Raw genomic sequence first — 21072 nt, forward strand, 5'->3', positions numbered from 1 at the left:
CAGTGCGGGCGCGAAGTCGCGTCACCGCAACGCGTCGACGCAGCTGGCCAGGCGGCCGCACCAGCTGTCGCCGAACATCGCGACGTGGACGAGCAGCGGATAGAGCTGATACAGCGGCACGCGCTCGGCTGCGCCGGGGGCCAACGGCGCGACCTCATCGTAGGCGTCGAAGCACGCCCGCGCGAACCCACCGAACAGCCGCATCATCGCGAGGTCGACCTCGCGGTGGCCACCGTAGACGGCGGGATCGACGAGCACCGGCGCCCGTGCTGCATCGAACAGGACGTTGCCCGCCCACAGATCGCCGTGCAGGCGCGCGGGCGGCTCGGGCGGGCCCACGAGCGCAGGCAGCCGCGCAACCACGCCCTCGATCGCAGCGGCGAGCGGGGCCTCGAGGCTGCCGGCGTCGCGGGTGCGTCGCACCAGCGGTAGCAGTCGCCGCTCGCCGTAGAAGCGCGCCCACTCGTCGTCGATCCGGTTGTCCTGGGGCACTCGGCCCATGAAGTTGTCGCGCCCGTGGCCGCAGCTCGGAGCGCCCGCGCGGTGCAGCCGCGCCAGCGCCCGACCGAGCTCGGCCTGCGCGTCGGCGGTCGCCGGGTGCACGTCGATCCACTCGAGCGCGAGCCATGGTGTGTCGTCCGAGCCGAGCCCGCGCACGGCCGGCACGCGCACGGCCTGGGCCGCGGCGAGCCACTGCAGGCCCTCGGCCTCGGCCGCCAGCCACGGCGCGTCGCCGGGTCGGCCCACCTTCACGAACAGGCGCACGTCGCCGCGCTCCACGAACCAGCTCGCGAAGCTGTCGCCACCGGTGGTCGGCCGCACGCGCCCGGCTGCGCCGCCGAGCAGCGCGTCGAGCTGCTCGATCACCGCCTTCGGTGGCTCACGCGAGTGCATGGCGCTCGCGCAGGAACGCCAGCAGGCCCGCGCAGCCGCGCTCGCACTGGTCGAACACCTCGTCGAAGCCCGCCGGTCCACCGTACCAGGGGTCGGGCACGTCGGCGGCCCCGTCGTCGTCACGCACGCCGGGCTCGAAGCGGCCGAGCAGCACGACCTTCTTCGCAGCGGCCGCGTCGCGCGTCAGCGTCAGGAGCCGTCGTCGATTGTCGCGATCCATCGCGACCACGAGATCGAAACGATCGAAGTCGGCGGGCACGAAGCGACGGGCCCGCGAGGGTAGCGGCACGCCGCGGGCCTCGGCGACCGCACGGCTGCGCGGATCGGCGCGCTCGCCCTCGTGCTCCCCCGACACGCCGGCACTGTCGATCGCGATGCGGTCCCGCAGGCCGGCACGCTCGACCAGCTGCAGCATCACGCCCTCGGCCGTCGGTGAGCGACAGATGTTGCCGTGGCACACGAAGCACACCCGGACGACGCCCGCTTCGCTCACGGAGGCACCAGCGGTCCGTTGCCGAAGCCAGGCAGCGGCGTGGGGCCGGGCTTGGGCTTGGGCTTGGGCTCGGGCTTGGGCTTGGGCTCCGGCTTGGGCTTGGGATCCGGCTTGGGCTTGGGCTTGGGCTCGGGCTTGGGCTTGGGATCCGGCTTGGGCTTGGGCTCGGGCTTGGGCTTGGGCTCGGGCTTGGGCTTGGGGGTTGGATCGGGCGTCGGATCCGGCGTCGGGTCGGGCGTTGGATCCGGCTTGGGATCGAGCGTTGGATCTGGCTTCGGATCCAGCTTCGGATCGGGCGCTGGATCTGGCTTCGGATCGAGCTTCGGATCGGGCGTCGGATCGGGCGTCGGATCGGGCGTCGGATCGGGCGTCGGATCGGGCGTCGGCTCCGGCGTTGGCTCGGGCACAGCGTCCGGCGTCGGCTCCGGCGTCGGCTCCGGCGTCGGCTCGACCTCGGGCACGGGGTCGGGCGTCGCGGTCGGCTCGCCATCGGTCGCCGCCGCGTTCGCGGCGACGCTCTGCTCGGCGGCGGCCCGCGCCTGACGCCACGCGACGACCCGCGGCCACGCCAACACGCCACCACCGACGAACACCAGGCCGACGAGCGCCGCGATCGCGATCATCAAGCCGCGGCGTCGCGGCCTCGGCTCGCCGACGAAGGTGCCCGTGTGATCGGTGGGCGGCTCGGAGGCGAACGGCTGCGTGACGCCGACGTGCGCGCTTGCCTGCGGCATCGAGGCCGACGCGCTGGGATGGGGCAACGACATCGGACCGCTCGCATCGGCGCCGGGCGGAGGCACCGGCGGCGCGGCGGCGAGCATGGCGAGCACCGCGTCCTTGTCCACGGCGGCCAACATCGTGCGATCGACACCCGAGGGCGGCGCGGTCGCAGCCGGCGAAGGCGTCATCATCGTGCGATCGCTGGCCGGCACCGGCCGTGGCCCCTCACCGAGGAACACCGTGGTGTCGGTGCGCGGCGGCGCCATGGCTGGATCACTGCCGGGCGTGATGCTGGTGCGATCGACCGACTCGGGCGGGAGCGCGCTGCCGAACGGCACGCTCGGCGGCATCGTCTTCGCGGTCGGACGCGGCGGCACCGCGCCCTGCGGTGCGCCACCGGGCAGGGTCGAGCTCGACGACGCCGGCGCGCCGCCGGGCAGGGTCGAGCTCGACGGCGGTGGTGCGCCACCGGGCAGGGTCGAGCTCGACGACGGTGGTGCGCCACCGGGGAGGGTCGAGGTGGACGACGACGGTGCGCCGCCGGGGAGGGTGGCGCCGGACGACGGCGGTGCGCCGCTGGGCAGCGTCGGCACGCCGCGCGCCGGCGTCGCGAAGGGGCCGGGTGGCATCGTGCGTGCGGGCGGCGGTGCCATCGGTCGCGCCGCGGCCGGCGGTGCGCCACCGGGCAGCGTCGCACCCGCGCGCGGCGGCGAGCTCGGGGCCTGCGACGGCGGCATCGGCAGCTGCGCGAGCGCGGGCGCGACCATCGTGTGATCGACCCCCGACGACGCGGGCGCGATCATCGTGTGCTCGCTCGATCGCGGTGGCGCGATCATCGTGTGCTCGCTCGATCGCGGTGGCGCGATCACGGTCTGCTCGCTCGCCGGCGGCGGTGCGATCATCGTGTGCTCACTCGATCGCGGCGGTGCGATCATCGTGTGCTCACTCGATCGCGGTGGCGCGATCATCGTGTGACCGGCCGCTGCTGCGCCGGAGCCCTGTGCCGCACCGGGCAGCGTCGCGGCGAAGTCGGTGGCGGACGCGGCGGCATCGGGTGTGCCCGCCGTGAACTCGGCACCCGCGGGTCGTTCACCGCGCAAGAACGCGGCCTGCTCGTCGCTCATCGGTCGCGTGGGTGCCGGTGGGCCGGGCGGCATCGGTGCGCGCGCGGGCATCGGTGGGCCCGGCATCGCGCCGGGCGGCTGGGTCGGCACCACGGTGCCGCGTGAAGCGGGGGCCTGGGTCGGCACCACCGTGCCGCGTGCGGCGGGGGCTTGGGTCGGCACCACGGTGCTGCGTGCCGCGGGGGCCTGGGTCGGCACCACGGTCGCGCGCGAGGGCGCCGGGGGGCCGCCGACGCTGCCGGGGCCCGCCGGGATCGAGACCGTCGGCGCAGCGTCGATCGGACTCGGTACCGCGGCCTCGGGGGCAGTGGGGCGGGCGGCGCCGGGCGGCGCCGGTGGGGCGCCGCGGGCGGGCGGCGCAGGTGGCTGTGTCGCGACCGGTCGCGCGGGCATGCGCGCGTCGGAGCGGGTCTCGGTGCCCGAGCGCGCCGGTGCGGGCGCGCGCGCAGCCACCTGCACGCCGGTCGCGGGACGCCGCGAGACCCCGGCCGACGCCGGCTTGGCGCCGGTCGGCGCCGCGGCACGCACGGCCGCCGGCGCTGCGGCGGATCGCGGTGGGGCGGGCCGCTCCACGCGGGCCTCCGAGCCGGTGCCCTCGACGCGTCGCAGCGGCACGTCCTGCCACGGCAGTGGCTTGTCGCCGAAGCGTTCGACCAGATAGCTCGACAGCAGCGCCGCGCTCGGACGCACGCCGAGCTGGTGGCACAGCTGTTCGAGGTCGGCCTGCATCGCGGCCGCGGTCGGGTAGCGGCCGGCGGGGTCGACCTGCAACGAGCGCATCAGGATCGCCTCGAGCTGCGGCGGGTAGCCGGGCACGATGCCGGACGGCGGCGGCACGGTGCCGGTCAGGATCTGATGCAGGATCGCCAGCTCGTTCTCGCCGCGGAACAACCGCTGCAACGTGGTGAGCTCGTACAGCAGGATGCCGATCGCGAACACGTCGCTGCGGCGATCGACCGGATCGGCGCGGCACTGCTCGGGCGACATGTACGAGGCCTTGCCCTTGAGCATGCCGGCCTGCGTGACGTGGGTCGCGGCGGCGGCCTTCGCGATGCCGAAGTCGACGATCTTGACCTCACCGCCCTGGCTCACCAGCACGTTGGTCGGCGACACGTCGCGGTGCACGATCGCGAGCGGACGACCGTCGCGATCGGTGCGCTCGTGGGCGTAGTGCAGCGCCGCGGTGACCCCGACGGCGATGCTCAGCACGACCGGCAGCGGGATGGCCTCGTTGCGGGCCTGCGCGCCGCGGAGGATCGTGCGCAGGTTCTCGCCGTGCACGTACTCCATCGTGAAGAACGGCTCGTCACCGTCGGTGCCGATGTCGAACACGCGCACGATGTTGGGATGGTCGAGGGTCGAGGCCAGGTGGGCCTCGTCGCGGAACATCCGCACGAACTCGGGATCCTCGGCGAGCTGCGGCAGGATGCGCTTGATGACCACCGCGCCGGTGTTCGCGGGCGCGCCCTTGGGGCGGCCCAGGAACAGCTCGGCCATGCCGCCGACCGCGAGCCGACCGATCACGTCGTAGCGTGCACTCAGCTCGCCGCTGCCCGGCCCTCGCGGCGCCGCCGGTGCTTCGCGCTCCCGATCCACCCCGGCGATGCTAGCAGGCGGCCGACGGTTTGAGGCCGTCAACGCGGGTCGCCAGGAGCAAGTCGCGCCCACGTGGGGGTGCGGGGCCGCTCGGGCGCACTGGGCAGGCTCACGCCTGCGCGGCCGCCAACAGCCGCTCGATGCTGTGGCGGTACTCCGCGTCGCTCATGCCGAGCGCGGCGGCCAGCGTCGCGAGTACACGGTCTTCTTCCTCCAAGACGAAGCCGTCTGCGCATGCGATCTCGAACGCGCTCGCGAGCACGCGGTCGCGCGCCTCGGGCTCCAGCGCACGGGCCAGCTGCCGTGCGGCGTCGAGCCACGCGCCCGGGTGATCCACGGCGTGCGCGCGCCCCGTGCCCACCGCCGCGGCGTCGAGCGGGCGGCCGGTGAGACGGGTGTAGCAGGCCTGCAGGCTCGCGCGGCCCTCGTCGGCGTCGAGCAGGTCGGCGGCCACGACCCCCATCAACACGCGCAGCACGAGGCCGTGATCGTCCGCGATCGTGGTCATGGTCACCCTTGCACGGTTCTACCACGGCCACGTCGCCCCCCAAAGTGCAGCGCGGTGCTACGGCACGCGCAGCTCGAGTCCGACGCTCGCACGCACGCCCCCGCGGTGGGGCTCGTGCAGCAACACACCGCCGCTGACGAACCGGGGCCGCGCCAGCGCGACCAGGCCGTCGACGCCGACGAAGAACGCCACGAACGGGCGCGGCGAGATGCCGATCGCACCACCGGCCGACCACACGCCGAAGCCGCGGGCGTCGCGACCGTCGGCTGCGGCGGCGGTCATGCCGGTGCCGAGCGGACGCGCCGACAGCTGGCCGCCCTCGAAGCCCATGCACAGCGGGAACTCGAGGATGCGCCAGGTCGGGACCCCGCAGCCGCGCGCGCGCACGGCCCAGCGCCCGATCGCGGCGCCGGCGGTCTTGCTGGCGTCGGTGAACACCGAGCGCGGCGCGAGGTAGATCGCCGACAGCTCGGCGCGCCAGTAGGGCCCGATCATCCCAGCGCTCACGATCGGGCCGAAGCCGAGCTTGGGCAGCAGGCCCGACTCGAGCGCACCCTCGGCCCGCAGCGCGAAGCGAGCCAGTCGCAGCCGACCGCGACGCCGCGGCGGATCGTCGAGCGGCGGCGAGACCGTCACCACGGTCTCGTCGGGCGGTGGTGGTGCCTCGGGCGGCGGTGCCTGCAGCGTGCGATCGACCGCGAGCGGATCGGCCGCGACCGCGGCGATGAGCGCGGCGCCGTCGGCCAGCGCGCGGCAATCCGGGGACGCGAGCGTGTGCTCGCTGGTGCCGCTGGCGGTGTGCGTGCGCAGCGTGAGTGCGAACCCGCTGCCCTCGGCGACCACGGTGCCCGACACCCGCACGCCCGCGGTGTTCGAGCTCGCGGCGCCGAGCAGCTCACCCAGCCGGCGTTGAACGTCGCGCCGGGTCGGGCACGCGCTCGGAGCCGACCACTCGAGCACGACCTCGCCCGCCGGCGGCGGCTCGTCGCGCGGCGCGGCCGGATCTTGCGCGAGCGCGAGCATCAAGCTCGGGATGGGCGTCAAGGCGGGCCGATGGTACCGCATGGCGGCCAAGGACCGCGCGGGCGATCGCATCGCCGACGTCGTCCGCGCGCGCGTCGGTCGAGCCGTCGACGATGGCCGAGCAGGCACAGCGCCACCGCGAGCGCGATCGGCTTCTCGCCGCCGCGCGGGGGCCCGCCGACGGCACAACCGCGTGCGGCAGGCTCGAGCGACTGCCACAGCGTCGCGATCACGTCGGCCTCGGCGTCGACCCGCACGAGTCGACCGTGATCCTCGCACGCGGCGTCGCCGCTCGAGGTGACGCCGACCAGTCGCCGCGCGCCGACCTCGCTGGTCGCGAACGCGGGCGCGCCAGAGTCCCCCGTGCACAGGCTCTGCGGGTGGGGCTCCACCTGCAGCGTGGTGTCGCCCACGTCCGTCACGCGGACGGTGCCCGCATGCTGCTGACCCCAGCCGCGACCGTCGTAGCCGAAGCCGACCGCGATCAGGTCATCTCCGGCCCGGGGCGCGCCATCCTGCTCGAGCTCGACGCCGTCGCCGGCGGCGAGCGGTTGCTCGAGTCGGAACATCGCGAGGTCGTGGGCGAGCGTCGCGGCGTCGAAGTCGGGGTGGACTGCGACCTCGGCGACGCGCGCGAGCTCGCCACCATCGAACGTGTGGACGTCGGGCCGACGCAACGCGATGCAGTGTGCTGCGGTGAGGCCATGGCTCGCGCTCAGCATCGTCGCGGTGCAATAGATGTGATCGGCCAGCGACAGCGCGACCACGTCGGCGAACGAAGAGCGCGCGGCGTCGGTGATGGTGACGGGCTCGCGCGTGCCGACGAATCCGTCGGTGAGCGCGATCGAGACGGCGAGGGCGATCGACTGCATGCGTCGATGTCGACTCCGACATTCACTCGAATCTTCGCGCGATCGCAGATCGATCGTCGTGCTCGCGGTCGGGAACCGAAGTCGTGGCGGCGGCACGGCCCGATCGAGCGGCGTGATGCCGCAAGGAGAGACCGACACCATGAAGACGATTCACAATTTCTGCACCCGTTCGTTCACCCTGCTCGTCGCTGGCGCGCTGTCGCTCGCCGCATGCGACGTCGCGGAGCCCAGCACTGCCACCCGCAGCGTGGAGTTCGAGTCGGTGGTCTACGAGGACGACGCCGGCGTCATCGAGGCGACCACGCCGGCCGAGGAAATTTCGATCGCGAGCCTGCGCGTGATCCCGGGCGTGTCGTCGCGCGTCGAGATGGAGTTCCAGGGCGACGCGTTCGTGGTCGAGTACTTCGACGCCGGCGAGGTGCGCGTGCAGGGCGAGTTCGATGACGCCACGGTGGCGTGGTCGTCGAACGACGGCGAGATGCCGGCGGTGCTCGCCGAGCGGTGGGCGCCGCTGGTCGAGGCCTGGAACACCGCGCTGGTCGACGAGCAGGGCCAGCTGCGCCGCGAGTACGTCTCGGCGATCGAGTACCAAGACGGCGGCCTCACCCCCGACGAGATCCACTACAGCGCGTGGGGCTTCGGATGCGCGGTCGGCATGGTCTTCGTGTGCGCGGCGTTCACCGGGCCGGCGGCGATCGGCTGTGGGCTCGCCGGTGCGGTCTATTGCAGCGAGCTGTGACCGGGCGGCCCTCGAGGGCGCTGCCGTCGACCTCCCGCGAGGGGCGTCAGTCCGGCAGCGTCCGCGAGATCACGCAGGCGTTCACGCCACCGACCCCCATCGAGAGCTTGCCGACCCACGGGCGCTCGACCGGCACCGCGTCGCGCAGCACGAAGCGCCGATGCACGGCGCGGATCCGCGGGTGTAGCTCGTCGGCGGTGATCGGCGTCGGGAAGTACGCGCCCGAGACGTGGCCGAGGTACTGCGCGGTGAGCTCCCAGCCGCCGCCGGCGCCCATGCCGTGGCCGAAGCGACCCTTGCGGGCGCTGAAGCAGCAGCTCGCCGGCAGGACCTCGCGCAGCAGCTCGAGCTCGTTGAGGTCGCCAGGCGTGCCGGTCGCGTGCATGTCGAACGCACCGATTTCCTCGGGGGCCACGTGGGCCTTCGCGAGCGCGATGCGAATGGCCTCGATGGCACCGGCCTTCGATGGCGTGATGATGTGATCGGCGTCGGCGGTCACGCCGACCGCGACCGGCTCGAGTCCGAGCGGTCGCCAGCCCTTGGCGCGGTAGTGGTCGAGGTCGCCGATGATCCACACGGTCGCCCCGCCGGCGACGTGGGTGCCGCGCAGACCGGTGAGCGGCTTGGAGACCTCGCCGTCATGCGAGATGACGCGCGCGTCGTAGAAGCCAGCGACGCTGAGTGGGTTGGGCGGCGGATCGGTGGCTCCCACCACCACCAGCTTCGCCTCGCCGCGCTGGATGGCGTCCATGCCGAGCTTGAGCGCGAAGCCGAAGGTCGAGCAGGCCGCGTACGGCGAGAAGCACATGCCGGTGATGTGCCCGAGCATGGAGATCTGCGACGACGGCGTCGACGCGATGTTCCACAGCGCGGGCGCCATCGACTGCTCCCAGGGTGCCTCGGGTGCGCCCCAGCGCACCCGCAGCTCACGGGCGCCGCGCTGCTTCGCCTTGATGACGCTGGCCTTGGCGGTGTCGACGTCCTCGCCGACATCGACGCCCTCGATCTCGCGCAGCGCCGCGAGGTACTCCGCCAGCGCGTCCGAGCGCGCGGCCCAGTACGACCACCACGCGTCCTCGGCGTCGTCGCGCGCGAGCTCGTCGTCGACCCCCCGAGGATCGGCGGGGGCGGTCGCATCGAGCGTGCCGGCGAGGTGCCGACGCAGCGCGGCGTTGCGCTCGGGCTGGGCCCAGAAGCGATTCCAACGCCGCTGCACCCGCTCGAGCGTGCGTCCGAGCCGATCGTAGGTCGGCAGATCCGTGAGCCCGCCGCCGACGATCACCTGCGCGGCCGGTCCGAGCGCGCGCAGCTCGTCCTCCATCGCCGGGTTCTGGCCCAGCGCCTGGATGAACGATGCGATCGCGAACTTCGCCGGGTCGCCGAACTTGCGCTCGAGCAACGGATAGCGGTTGGGTGGGAAGCGGGCGTCGATCCACGGCCGCCACGCGGCGAAATCGAAGCTCGGGTTGCCGACCAGGAAGTTGCTCGGACCGAAGCCGTCGAACCGCGACAGCTGGCTGTCCTGGCCCAGCATCATGGTCGCGAACGCGTCGATGTCACGCGCCCCTGGCGCGACGAGGCCCCAGCCGAAGACACCGATGCGCGTGGGCGTCATGGCTCGCTGCGGCTTCGAGTTGTAGCCGACCGCGGGCCTCGGTGTCCACGGATCCGGCCGCGCGCGCGGGGCCTGCGACGCGATGCGTGCATGCGCCGCGCGATCGCAGCGCGACGACCGGTGGGCGAGCTCGGTGCGCGCGGGCCTTCACGCCTGCGCGCGGGCCTTCACGCCTGCGCGGGCGCGCGCCCTTGGCTCGGGTCGGTCGCCGGCCTGCCCGGGTGGGCGAGACGTCCCCCGGGGACGTCCCGTGGCGCGGAGCGGCCGAGCCGCTGTCGGAAGGTCGCAGGAGCGCGGCCGAGGCGAACCTCGCGATCTGGCCCGCCGCTTGCGATGCGCGTGCACCGGAGCCGACATGACCCTGAACCCGAATCCCCGCCGCCCTCGCATGCACCGCACCACCGCCAACGTCTCGATGCTCGCGCTGTCGGCCGCGCTGCCGATGCTGCCGATTCTGGCGGCGCCGCAGCACGCCGCAGCCGCGCCCGTGCATCACTTCGACATCTCCGTACAGCACGGCTGCGCCGCGAACGACGACGGCTGGCTGTGGTGTTGGGGTGGCGAGGAGTTCATCTTCGGCGGCGATCACGGCGTGAAGTTCGGCGGACCGCCGAGCTGGCCGTTCCAGGTCGGTGCCGGCGAGCGACACAGCTGCGTGAACGTGCGCGACGTCAACGGACCCACCGGCTTCAACGCGCGTGGCTTCATCGATTGCTGGGGCCGCAACGAGGACGGCCAGATCGACGTGCCGCCCGAGCACGACTGGCGGCAGCTCGCGGTCGGACAGAACCACAACTGCGCGACCGACTGGACCAACCACGCGATCTGCTGGGGGCGCGACGATTTCGGGCAGGTCTCCGATGCCCCCGCCAACGTCCTGTTCAGCACGCTCTCGCTGCACACGACGCAGAGCTGCGGCGTGGTGCGTCGCAACGTCGGCGGGCAGATCATCGACGGCGATGCGGTGCAGTGTTGGGGCAAGACCGCCGGCGACATCGACCTCGTGCGTGCCAGCGATCTCCCCTATGCCGCCAACGGCGAGCGCTTCGTGCAGGTCTCGGCCGGCTTCATGCACACCTGTGCACGCTCGAACTTCGACAACGTCTACTGCTGGGGTGACGACGGCGCGCACCAGCTCTCGCCGTCGTTCAAGGGCACGCCCACCGGCGTCGAGCTGCCGATCGAAGACGGCGGGACCATGCAGTACATCCCGGGCGATCGCTCGTACATCGACGTCGCGGCCGGCGAAGCCGGCACCTGCGCCGTCTACGACGACACCAACGGCAATCGCGGCGTGCAGTGTTGGGGCTTCCCGTACAGCTCCGACGTGAGCCTGTGGACCACCGGCACCGCGGGCGCGCTGCGATCCGACGAGCTGCCGCTCGAGGGCTTCGAGCCCGAGCAGGTGCAGCTGACCTTCGGCGAGGTCTGTGCGCTCGACACCGACGCCGGCGAGCTGCGCTGCTGGTTCCCGTGGAACGCGGCCAAGTACTGGGCCTGCGATCCCACCGCCGATGCCCGCTGCTGCGACGATCTCCAGCAGGACTGCTGCACCCCCGCGGCCGAGCCGTCGTGCTGCGACCCCTCGATCGATCCGTTCTGCCGCGACCTGCGGAGCTGGGATCTGCTGCCCGACGTCGACGTCTACGCCAACGGCTAGCGCGCCCGCACCGCGTGCGGGTGGGCGTCGCGAGGCCCCCCGCGCGTCGGGTCGGGGCGCAGCACCGGGCTGGCGCACCGTCGGTGGGCACTGTGGCGCGGCGCACGACCGCTTGTCCCAGTTGGCGTCATGCTGCCCGGTAGCCATGCCCGTGCTCGCCCAGCTCACCGCCGCGTCGCTGCTCGTCCCCCTCGCGATGACGCCGCCTGTCGGCCTGCGCGTGCAGCTGTTCGACGCCGCCCCCGAGGTGATCGTGGTCGCGCCGACGCCGGTCGCGACCGCGCCCGCACAGGTGGTCGTCGCACCTGCGGCGATGGCCCCGGTCGCGGTGGCCCCGACCACCACGGTGGTCACGACCACGCCGACCACCACCACCGCGGTCACGACCGCGACCACCACCACCACGACCACCACCACGGTGGTGCCGACCGTGGTGGTGCCGGCGGTGGTGGCTGCGCCTGCGCCCGCGCCGGCCTTCTCGCCGCGCGTCGCGGTGCGCGACCTGCTGCGCTACGACCCCGACATCGCGCCGCGCTACCGCTCCGGTCGCAGCATGATCATCGGCGGCTCGTTCAGCCTCGGCATCGGTGGCTTCGCGCTGCTGAGCACGCTGTCGTGGGCCATGCTCTCGCGCGCCGAGGTGCAGCAGGCCAGCAGCGGGTCCGAGCACGCGCGGCTGGCCGACGAGCGCAACCGCCAGATCCCCGCCGCCCGCATCGTCGGCACCACCGCCGGCGTGCTGGTGCTGACCGGCATCATCCTCATCGCCGCTGGTGCGTCGCGTCGCCGTCACGCGATCGCGGACGCGCGCGGCCGCGTGATGCTGCAGATGCAGGGCCAGGGCCTGCAGATGCGGTTCTAGTACCTGCGTTCAGCGCGGCGTGGCAACCAAGCGCGTGCCGTCACAGGTGGTGTGCACCACGAAGCGTCCGGCGATCGCGGCGATGCCCGTGGTGTCCGGCGGCGCGTCCGACCACGGCAGCTCGACGCCCGCGTCGAGGTCGTACAGGCGGTGCGCTCCGATCGCGTAGACCCGGCCGTCGCCCACGGGCAGCACGCCGTCGACGCCGGCAGGGATCGGCGTGTCGCCGATCCACGATCCGCTCGGCGTGCGCAGCTCGAGGGTCGCCCCGCCGGCGTCGAACACGAGCCGCTCGTCGTCGACGAACCCGAGCGCGCGGCCATCGACGGCGTTGACGAGCGCGCCGTCGACGATGAAGCGGGTCAGGGGCTCGGCCGTCGAGCGGGTCAGGGCCGCACCGCCGGGCGCGAGCGCGAGCCGCTCGTCGTCGATGGCAGCGGCGTCGTAGACCACGGCGTCGTCGGTCAGCGCGGTGAGCTCGACGTGCCGCGGCGGGGCGAGCCGCATGCGCACGAGGTGGCTGCCGTGCCGCGATAGCTCGAAATCGCGGACATCGTCGCCGACCACCGCGTGGCCGAGCTGGCCGTCGGGCAGGGCGAACACGCGGACCCGCGCGGCGTCGTCGAGCCAGGTGTTGTCGAGCGCTGCGACGGCGAGTCCATCGGACTGCATCACCACCTTCGACACCTCGGCATCGATCGCGGCCACGGCGGTGCCGTCTTCGGCATCGAAGATCCGCAGTCCATCGACCTCGAACGCGGCCGCCACCCAGCCGTTGTCGGCGCCGGAGAGCGACAAGGGCTGTCCGGGGCCGAGCGGGGAGAAGCTGTCCGCCTGCATCGTCCACAGCGCACCGCGGGCCGCTCCGAGGGCGAGCAGGCCGTCGCCGGCCGCGACCGACTCGAACCGCTGTCGCGGCGCAGGGATCGATCGCGCGACGGGGAGCCCTTCGCTCAGCTCGACGAGGGTCAGCGTGGCAGGGTCGCGGTCGGTGAGCACGAGCACGCGGCCGGCCGGTAGCAGGTCGTCGGGGCCGACGTCGGTCAGCGACAGCACCGGCGCCGAGGTGTCGTGCATGTCGAACACGTCCAGGTTGCGACCGCCGCCGAACCAGCGCCACAGCCAGCCGGATGCACCACCCAACGTGGTGCCCGGGGGAAGATCGTGCACGGCGACCGCGTCGCCGCCCGCGATCGGATAGATCGCCACCAGCCCCGAGCCCGCGGTCACGTACTGCTCGTGGTCCGCAAAGTAGCCGCGGAAGGCGCCCACGAACGACGCGAGCTCGACCTCGCCGGTGCCGGCATCGACCCGGTGCATCGTGCCGGCGTCGTCGGGGCCCAGCCACGTGTCCGGCAGCGCCAGCCCGCGATCGCCGGTGACGATGCCGTCGACGACCGCGCGCGGCGTGCCATCGACGTTCCACAGCGCAAGCGCCTGCGCGTCGTGGGTCCACGCGTAGCTGCCGTCCTGTGCGATGCCGCCGTCGCGGTGCGGCGCATCGATCGCAACCTGCAGCGCGCCGTCGTCGAACGAGCGCAGCTCGAAGCCGGTCGCGGACGGCTCGAGCGCGTCACCGACGTCGACCATGAACCGCCCGCCACCACGCCCGACCACGCGGCCGAAGCCGCGGGCCACGATGCTCGCCGACGGCACGTCCCACAGGATCCACCGCGCGTCGTCCTCGCCCGCGAGCACCCGCTCGGCCGTGACCGCGACGAGCGTCGGCGTCGACCGGTGACCGAGCGCGACGAGCTCGTGCGCCGCACCGAGATCGCCGCAGCCATCGAACACCGGTGCGCCGTCGTCGGAGCCGCCGTCGTCGGAGCCGCCGTCGCTCGTGCCCGCGTCGACGCCCGTGGTGGTGGACGCGTCGGTGGTCGTGTCGCCCGGCTCGTCGCTCGCGCTCGACGTGCCATCGCCGGCGTCGTCGCTGCCGGTCGAGCCCTGCGTGGCCCCGGCGTGGCCACCGTGCGATTCGCACGCCGCCGCGAGCAGGGGCAGCAACAGGTACACCAGCGTCGCGCTCGAGCACCGCATGCAGGAGGTCGTTCGGCGATCCGGGGCGGCGGCCTTAGGCCCGGTGCCAGATCGAACCCTGGCGCGCAGGCGATCGGCCCACGCCATGCCCGCGCGGTGGCACGATCACGCCACGGCGCGGTGGCAAACGGGTGAGCCCGGCGGGATTCGAACCCGCGACCCGCGGATTAAAAGTCCGCTGCTCTACCAAGCTGAGCTACAGGCCCGATGCGCCGGGTGAAGGTGGCGCAGGAGGTGGCTCGTCCGGCGCCACCATCTCGAGGGGTCCGCGATGCGTGGTGACCTCGCGGACGAAGGGGCGACCCCAACGGGATTCGAACCCGTGTTACCGGCTTGAAAGGCCAGCGTCCTAGGCCTCTGGACGATGGGGTCTCGTGGATGCGTGCGGACGCCGGACGAGCGGGCAGCCTTGTAACGCAAGCGCCCGCGCCACGCAAGCCGACCGAGGTCGGGGCGTGGGCGGGCGTTCGCTCCCGGCGCGCGTGGGCGCGCGGCCTACGGCTTGGCGACCAGCAGCGTCGCCGCCGAGGCCTTGAACGTCGGCTGCAGCAGCGGGAACTCGTCGGGACGGGTCTGGTAGACCAGCGCGAAGAAGTTCTCGTGACGGCGACGCACGGCGATGTAGAGCACGCTGGCCGGGTTGCCGCCGGTGGCGGGGTACTCGACCGAGATGTCGTAGTCGTTGGCGGTGTCGACCACTGCGGTGCCCTTGGTCCCGCCGGTGTAGCCGCCCTTCACCAGGTAGGTGTCGATCATCTCGTTGGCGAAGTCCTTGGCGGACTTCTTCTTGTCGTTCTCGAACACGAGGATCGTCATGCGATCGACGGTCGCGTCGCAGGCCGACACGAAGCCGCCCGAGACCTGGGCGACCGCCATGGTCGGGTTGTCCTCGACCAGCTCGACGTTGACCGGCGGGCGAATGAGCACGCGCTCGCCGAACAGCGCCGCGGGCTTGTCGGCGGTCTTGGCATCGCAGGTCTTGGGCTTGTCCGGCGTGGTCGTGCCGCCGTCGCCACCGCCACCGTCGCCGCCACCGCTGGCGTCGGAGGTGTCGCCGCTGCCGCCGCCGCTGGCGTCGGAGGAGCCGCCACCCGACACGGATCCGGTGGAGTCGGGCGGGTTGGTGCCGTCGGGCTTGTTCTTGCTGTCGCAGGCGAGCCCGAGCGAGAGCGCGAGAGCGAGGGTCGGGAGGACGGTGCGCACGAGATTCACGGGATCAGCAGCTCCTTGGATCGCGGGGACGGTACCACAAGATCGCGACGGTCGACGTCCGCGGTCGCCCGCACGCGCACCGTCGCACGCGCGCACTGCGGGCTCGGTTCCCGCCAACGGACCGAGCCGGCTGCACGCGCGGGTGCGAGGGCGCCGGTTGCCGCTGGCGCATCCCGCCTCACGCGACGTTCCAGGCGACCGCGCCACCCGGGAGCGCATAGAGGAGGATCATCTGTCCGCCGCTGACGGTCGGGACGTGGGCCGATCCCGCCGGCGAGACGATCCACCCCGCGGGCGCACCGTCGAAGCGCGCGCCGTCGTCGGTGTCGGTGGCGGGCAGCGCCAGCGTGATCTCGCCCCGTGGATGGGCGTGGCCCATGCCGGCACCGCGCAGGCACACCAGATCGAGCGAGTGCTCGTGGGTCGGTGCGCCGGCCTTCGCGAGTCGGCAGAAGCGCGCGTCGGGGTCCCCGCGATCGCACAACCAACCCGCCGCGATGCCCTCGCGCAGCGCGGCCTGGAGCGCTTGCACGCTCGGGGCGTGCAGCGGCCACGCGTGCTCGAGCGCCGCACGTACGCGGGCCGCCGCGGTCTCGTCGACCGGCTCGCCGGCCGCGACGATGCTCGCGAGTACGGGTTCGAAGAGCTCCAGCAGCTGCGGCACGTTGGTCGGGGTCATGGCGTGGTCGAGGGTGGGGTGGGGGCCGTCGCGGACGGCGTGGTGTCGTCGTGGCGTCGCTCGTCGATGGCGTCGGCGTCGGCCCGCAGGGTCACCGCACCGGCGTGGGTCTCGGGGGCGTCGGGCTCGAGCAACGCGGTCATGCGCACCGCGACGCGCACCGGCGCCGGCGCGAGCGCGTGCACGGCGACCACCGGTGGCGCCGTCTCGAGTGCACCGCCGGGCGCCGGTGGTCGCCAGGCGGCGAGCAGCGTGCGGACCTTGCCGTGCGGGCACAGCACCACGACGTCGCCGCGGGCCAGCACGTCGTAGGCACTGCGTGCGGGATCGATGGCCGTCGCGATGACCTCGCCGCCGGTGTCCTTCACGGTGAAGCGGTCGTCGCGTTGCAGCCGCAGGAGGCTCTCCTCGAGCGTGCAGCCCCGCGGCAGCGACCACGCCGGAATGCCACCGAGCACGAACGCGTGCAGCTCGGCGCCGCCGAACCCGAGGTCTTCGAGGTGGGCGCGCACCAGCGGCACCTGCCAGCTCCACTGCGCCAGCGCGAACGCGATCGCGACCGGCAGGCGCGAGCTGCCGCCCTTGGCGTGGGTCGCCAGGCGATCGAGCGCGGCTGGTAGAGCGTCGTCGCCGAGCGAGAGCACCGCGGCCATGGTCGCGTCGTGGGGCAACGACGCCGCAGGGTCGAAGCTCACCGGCGGCCGATCGCAGCGCGGCGTCGGCAGACCATCGGCGCGCGTGTCCGTGGCGGTGTCGCCGGTGGTGTCGGGTGTCGTCGTCGTGCCGCCGGCCGGGCACGCGGTCGTAACTGCGCACAGCAACAGCGCCCGCACGCGCCTCATCGCCGGACTCCGAGCGCCGCGAGGTCTTCCGCGGGAATCTGCAGCCGGCCCTCGACGAAGTCGCCGTCTTGCACGTAGCCCACGCGAGCGGCCAACGCCTTGGTCGCGTCGGGCTCGAGTGCGAGGTCGCGGTGCTCGAGGGTCGCGAGCGCGGCGGCGGTGTCACCATCGGGCAGCAGCCGCAGCTCGACGTCGAGGCCTCGACCCTGCCAGCTGCGGGCTCGCACCGCGTACTGCAGCACGTCGCGATCGAGATCGAAGTGCAGCAGCGGGCCCGACGCGTACAGCTCGAGCGCGGCGGCGGGCTCCTCGGTGAGCACGCGGGTGAGCTCGCGTCGGGTCTCCGACGGCGGCAGATCGCGACCGGCGGTGAGCGGCCCGAGCCCGCTGCCGATCTCGCGCGCGGGGATGAACGCGACCACCTCGTCGGTGAGGAACGCGACCTTGCGGGGCAGCGCGCCCTCGGGCACCAGCACCGTGAAGCCCTCGACGACCTCCTGTCGCATCTTCGCGGCCACCAGCGCGGCGATCACCTGCTCGCGTGGCCGCGCGAGCGTGCGCAGCACGTACGCACCGGTGGCGATGCGCGGCTGCATCACCAGCGTCGCCGGGCCGAACCAGCTGCGCGCTGGACCGGCCTCGGCGTCGACGACGGCGTCGATCTCGGCGTCGAGACCGAGCCCGTCCTGCAGCAGCCGCGCGGCCTTGGGCGGCATCGCGAACACGCTCGCGAAGGCCTCGGCATCGAGCCCTTCGGGCAGCTGCAGGTAGGCCATCGACACCGCATCGGGATCGAGCCAAGCCAGCAGCGCTTCGGCGCCGCCGTGCGCCGCCTTCGTGTCCGCGCCCGTCGGCGCGACCGCGGTGGGCTCGGGCGTCGCCGCAGCGGTGGCCGGCGCCGCGGCTTGCTCGGGCGTCGTCTCGCCCGACGATCCACACGCACCGCACAGGGCGACCACCAGGGTCGCGACACGCATCACTCGGGGGTCCATCGTCCGTCCTTGCGCACGAACCGGCGCGGGAAGCCGCGGGTGCGCAGGGGGATCGGCGCACCCTCACCGGGAATGGCCGCGTACGCGTCATCGTGCGGCATGACGATCTGCACCGTGCCGCCCTCGATCGCGGCCTTCGGCAGGATCGGTCGTCGCAGGTCGTCGGCGTCGTCGACCGCGAAGCTGGCCATCTCGAGGTCGCGCAGCCGCATCAGCGTCGACAGCGTCGGCGGCGGGAGATCGGCGTTGCCGGCCGCCCACGCCGCGAGCGCCTCGGCTGCGGTCCACCAGCGACCGTCGATGGTCTCGGTGCCGTCGGCGCGGCCGTGATCGCCCTCGCCGGGCTCGAGCCGCGCGACGAAGAAGCGCGCGAGGAAGCGGCGCCCCTCGGCCGACGGCGTGCACCACGTGTCGAACCACGTCAGCGCGTCGACCGAGACCTCGATGCCGGCCTCCTCGACGCACTCGCGGGCCGCCGCGCGGGCCCACGTGAGGTCCTCGTCGAGCGCGCCGTCGTCGTCTTCGACGCGGCCGCCGGGGAACACCCACGCCTGGGGCATGAAGGGGCTGGCCGCCGAGCGGTGCAGCATGAAGCACTCGAGCACGTCACCCCGCGGTCGCACCAACACGACGGTGGCGGCGGGTCGTGGTGACGGGGGGCCGGCGCGTGGGGGTGTCTCCTGGGCCATCCTCGATCGTCGTCGGCAACAGACGTACCACGCCCAGGGGCGGTCTTGGGGTACGCTCGCACGTGCGACCCTCCATCCGCGCGGGCCCGCGGGTGCGCACACGCGCCCGCCGCCGCGATCCCCCACGAACCACCCGCTACGCACTTCCTCCGAGCACGTTGCGATGGCCGCCCCGCCGCGAACCTCCGACCCCGCCTCCGCGGATCCCGTGTCGGGCCAGGCGCCGCCGCTGGGGCACGCCGCAGAGCCGTCCGCGCGCACGTACGCCGCGCTTGCCGACGCGCTGCCGGTGGCGGCGTGCCTGCTCGATCGCGCGGGCCTGGTCGCGTGGCACAACCGCGCGTTCGCGGAGCTGCTGCAGCGACCCGCGGGACAGATCGACGGTGAGCCGTTCCTCGGCTGGATCGGTCGTGCCGGCGAGCGCGAGGGCTTCGGCCGCGCGTTCATGGGGCTGCGCGAGCGCGAGGTCGGCACCGCATTCGCCATCGACGCCGGGCTGGTCGCGCGGCTCGGTCCGCCCGCGGCCTGCCGTGTGCGCGCGGTCAAGCTCGACGACGGCGGCGTGGGCCTGTCGTGCCTGCCGATCGCCGCCGCCCTGAGCTCACCGGAGGCCGAGCTCGGGCTGGCGATCACCCGCGGCCTCGATGCGATCGATCAGGGCGTGCTGCTGGTCGAGGCCGACGGTCGCGTGGTGCACTGCAACCCCGCCGGTGCGACGCTGTTCGGGGGACAGATCGTCGGTCGCAACGTGATGGAGCTGGTCGAGGGTGTCGCCAGCACGACGCTGCTGCGCGCACTCGCGGTCGCCCGCGGCGGCTCGTGGCAGGGCGAGCTCGCGCTGCGGCGCCCCGACGGTGAGTCGTTGCCGGCCGAGCTCTCGATCGCGGCCGGCAGCGGCGCCAAGGTGGTGCTGATCCGCGACCTCCGCGAGCGACGACGCCGCGAGTTCGAGGCCCGTGTGGCGGCGCAGGTCGATCGTGCGTTGGTGTCGTCGTCGGATCCACGGCGCTGCGTGGCCGCGGCGGCGGCGGCCCTGGGCGCGGCGGTGTCGGCCCACCACATGGTCGCGATCGTGCGGCACGGCGGCGACCAACCCCGCTGGCAGCGCTGGACGGTGGCCGCGGGAGCGCTCGCCCACGAGGTCGAGCTCGACCGCGCACCGCCGGCGGGCTGGGGCGTCGCGGGGGTCGCAGAGGTCGAGCCCGACGACGACGACGCGCGCGCGGCCTTCGGAGCGCTCGCCGACGTGCGCGCGGCGCTGCGGGTCGCGCTGCGCGGCCCGTCGGGCGTGGTTGGCCACCTCCTGCTCGGCCGCGTGCAGCCGGGGCCGTGGGACGCCCGCGACCGCGGGCTCATCGCCACCATCGCGGGCCAGCTCGGCCTGGGTGTCGAGAGCGCCCTGCTGACGCTCGCGACCCGCGAGCTCGCCGGCTACCAGGCGATGGTGCTCGACCAGAGCGCCGTGCTCATCGACACCGTCGATCGCCACGGCGGCGTCGTGACGTGGAACCGTGCGAGCGCGGTGCTGCTGGGCATCCCCGCCGAGCAGGCGCTCGGCCGTCGCTTCGGTGTCGAGGTGGCGCGAGCCCGCGACGCCGCGGTCTGGGACGAGCTGTGGGCGACGCTGCTGCGCGACGGTGGGGTCGCCCGCGAGCTCGTGCTGCTCGACCACGCCGACCGCGAGCTGCCGCTGCACCTCGAGGGGCGCTTGCTGCGGCGCGGGCAGGACATCGCCGGCGCGGTGTTGGTGGGCCTCGATCTCCGCGATCGCCGGGCGCTCGAGCAACAGATCCTGCGCTCGCAGAAGCTCGCCGCGGTCGGTCTGCTCGCGGCGGGCATCGCCCACGAGATCAACAACCCGCTGTCCGGCGTGGTCGGTTACAGCACACTGCTGCTCGAGCGCCAGCTGACGCCCGACGTGCGCGAGAAGGTCGAGAAGATCAGCACCAGCGCCGAGCGCTGCCGCAAGATCGTCGAGGGTGTGCTGCTGTTCTCGCGGCAGCAGGAGCCCGGGGTGCGGCGCAAGGTCGACCTCGAGGCCCTGCTCACGCGCGTGCTGGCGATCGGCGAGTACCAGTGGCGCATGCACAACGTGCGCATCCTCTGGGAGGCCCGCGAGCCGGTCGCGGTCATGGGGGACGCCGATCAGCTCGAGCAGGTGGTCTTGAACCTGCTTTCCAACGCGGTCGACGCGATGCCGCGCGGCGGCAGCGTCCGCCTGGCCCTGACCAAGCAGCCAGGTGGCGGCGCGCGCCTGACGGTGGCCGACGAGGGCCACGGGATCCCCGAGGAGATCCAAGCACGTATCTTCGATCCGTTCTTCAGCACCAAGGAGATCGGCAAGGGCACCGGCCTGGGGCTTGCGATCTCCTACGGAATCGTACAAGACCACGGCGGCGACATCGTCGTCGAGTCGGCGCCCGGCAGGGGCGCGACCTTCACCGTGTTCTTGCCCGCCGACGGCTCCGGCGCCCCGACGACCCCGCCGGCTCCGACGAAGCCGGCCTAGCAG

Annotated in this window: 17 protein-coding genes and 2 tRNA genes; 4 read left to right on the forward strand and 15 right to left on the reverse strand. The window is 73.5% G+C overall.

Features of this window, described 5'->3' with window-relative positions; genetic code table 11:
- Positions 1-21: 21 nt before the first annotated feature.
- The 6 genes from IPH07_03080 to IPH07_03105 form a co-directional block, all read right to left on the reverse strand.
- The gene (locus IPH07_03080; protein MBK6916364.1) at positions 22-894 is read right to left on the reverse strand and encodes a fructosamine kinase family protein; all 873 of its coding nucleotides are present in this window, start codon (positions 892-894) and stop codon (positions 22-24) included.
- Entirely contained in the window at positions 881-1387 is a 507-nt protein-coding gene (locus IPH07_03085; protein ID MBK6916365.1) for a low molecular weight phosphotyrosine protein phosphatase, read from the reverse strand. The genes IPH07_03080 and IPH07_03085 overlap by 14 nt, the downstream gene beginning before the upstream one ends.
- The gene (locus tag IPH07_03090) at positions 1384-4827 is read right to left on the reverse strand and encodes a protein kinase (protein MBK6916366.1); all 3444 of its coding nucleotides are present in this window, start codon (positions 4825-4827) and stop codon (positions 1384-1386) included. The genes IPH07_03085 and IPH07_03090 overlap by 4 nt, the downstream gene beginning before the upstream one ends.
- A gap of 109 nt (positions 4828-4936) precedes the next feature.
- Positions 4937-5335, reverse strand: coding sequence for a TerB family tellurite resistance protein (locus IPH07_03095; protein MBK6916367.1), 399 nt, complete (start codon positions 5333-5335; stop codon positions 4937-4939).
- A gap of 57 nt (positions 5336-5392) precedes the next feature.
- Entirely contained in the window at positions 5393-6379 is a 987-nt protein-coding gene (locus IPH07_03100; protein MBK6916368.1) for a hypothetical protein, read from the reverse strand.
- On the reverse strand, positions 6376-7230 hold the full coding sequence (locus IPH07_03105) for a S1 family peptidase (protein MBK6916369.1): 855 nt from the start codon (positions 7228-7230) through the stop codon (positions 6376-6378). Before IPH07_03105 ends, IPH07_03100 begins: the two co-directional genes overlap by 4 nt.
- 139 nt (positions 7231-7369) lie before the next feature.
- Here IPH07_03105 and IPH07_03110 point away from each other — a divergent pair, with 139 nt between their 5' ends.
- Positions 7370-7969: a hypothetical protein gene (locus IPH07_03110; GenBank protein MBK6916370.1), complete on the forward strand. Its 600-nt coding sequence runs from the start codon at positions 7370-7372 to the stop codon at positions 7967-7969.
- 46 nt (positions 7970-8015) lie between these two features.
- Here the strand turns inward: IPH07_03110 and IPH07_03115 are convergent, their stop codons facing one another.
- Complete coding sequence (locus IPH07_03115; protein MBK6916371.1) at positions 8016-9584, reverse strand: beta-ketoacyl synthase; 1569 nt, start codon at positions 9582-9584, stop codon at positions 8016-8018.
- Between the two features lie 355 nt (positions 9585-9939).
- On the opposite strand from IPH07_03115, the gene IPH07_03120 reads away from it, so the two are divergent.
- Together IPH07_03120 and IPH07_03125 are read left to right on the forward strand one after the other, a co-directional pair.
- On the forward strand, positions 9940-11244 hold the full coding sequence (locus IPH07_03120) for a hypothetical protein (protein ID MBK6916372.1): 1305 nt from the start codon (positions 9940-9942) through the stop codon (positions 11242-11244).
- A 145-nt stretch (positions 11245-11389) separates the two neighbouring features.
- A complete protein-coding gene (locus IPH07_03125; GenBank protein ID MBK6916373.1) occupies positions 11390-12106 on the forward strand; it encodes a hypothetical protein in 717 nt (238 codons plus the stop codon).
- Between the two features lie 9 nt (positions 12107-12115).
- On the opposite strand, the gene IPH07_03130 is transcribed toward IPH07_03125, so the two are convergent.
- The 8 genes from IPH07_03130 to IPH07_03165 all read right to left on the reverse strand — a co-directional run bounded on the left by IPH07_03130 (position 12116) and on the right by IPH07_03165 (position 18500).
- The gene (locus tag IPH07_03130) at positions 12116-14146 is read right to left on the reverse strand and encodes a hypothetical protein (GenBank protein MBK6916374.1); all 2031 of its coding nucleotides are present in this window, start codon (positions 14144-14146) and stop codon (positions 12116-12118) included.
- A 132-nt stretch (positions 14147-14278) separates the two neighbouring features.
- A tRNA-Lys gene (locus tag IPH07_03135) sits at positions 14279-14352 on the reverse strand.
- 93 nt (positions 14353-14445) lie between these two features.
- Positions 14446-14518, reverse strand: a tRNA-Glu gene (locus tag IPH07_03140).
- Between the two features lie 123 nt (positions 14519-14641).
- A complete protein-coding gene (locus IPH07_03145; GenBank protein MBK6916375.1) occupies positions 14642-15358 on the reverse strand; it encodes a hypothetical protein in 717 nt (238 codons plus the stop codon).
- Positions 15359-15536: 178 nt separating this feature from the next.
- Positions 15537-16037 carry a DUF4863 family protein gene (locus IPH07_03150; GenBank protein ID MBK6916376.1) on the reverse strand — a complete coding sequence of 167 codons (501 nt, stop codon included), beginning with the start codon at positions 16035-16037 and terminating at the stop codon, positions 15537-15539.
- The gene (locus IPH07_03155; protein ID MBK6916377.1) at positions 16034-16879 is read right to left on the reverse strand and encodes a hypothetical protein; all 846 of its coding nucleotides are present in this window, start codon (positions 16877-16879) and stop codon (positions 16034-16036) included. The genes IPH07_03150 and IPH07_03155 overlap by 4 nt, the downstream gene beginning before the upstream one ends.
- Positions 16876-17871: a hypothetical protein gene (locus tag IPH07_03160; protein ID MBK6916378.1), complete on the reverse strand. Its 996-nt coding sequence runs from the start codon at positions 17869-17871 to the stop codon at positions 16876-16878. The genes IPH07_03155 and IPH07_03160 overlap by 4 nt, the downstream gene beginning before the upstream one ends.
- Positions 17856-18500 carry an NUDIX hydrolase gene (locus IPH07_03165; GenBank protein ID MBK6916379.1) on the reverse strand — a complete coding sequence of 215 codons (645 nt, stop codon included), beginning with the start codon at positions 18498-18500 and terminating at the stop codon, positions 17856-17858. The genes IPH07_03160 and IPH07_03165 overlap by 16 nt, the downstream gene beginning before the upstream one ends.
- Before the next feature lie 223 nt (positions 18501-18723).
- On the opposite strand from IPH07_03165, the gene IPH07_03170 reads away from it, so the two are divergent.
- Positions 18724-21069, forward strand: a complete 2346-nt coding sequence (locus IPH07_03170) for a PAS domain-containing protein (protein ID MBK6916380.1) — start codon at positions 18724-18726, stop codon at positions 21067-21069.
- The last annotated feature ends 3 nt before the right edge of the window (positions 21070-21072 follow it).

It is taken from the genome of Deltaproteobacteria bacterium, assembly GCA_016709225.1.
Taxonomy (GTDB): domain Bacteria; phylum Myxococcota_A; class Polyangia; order Nannocystales; family Nannocystaceae; genus Xiheibacterium; species Xiheibacterium phototrophicum.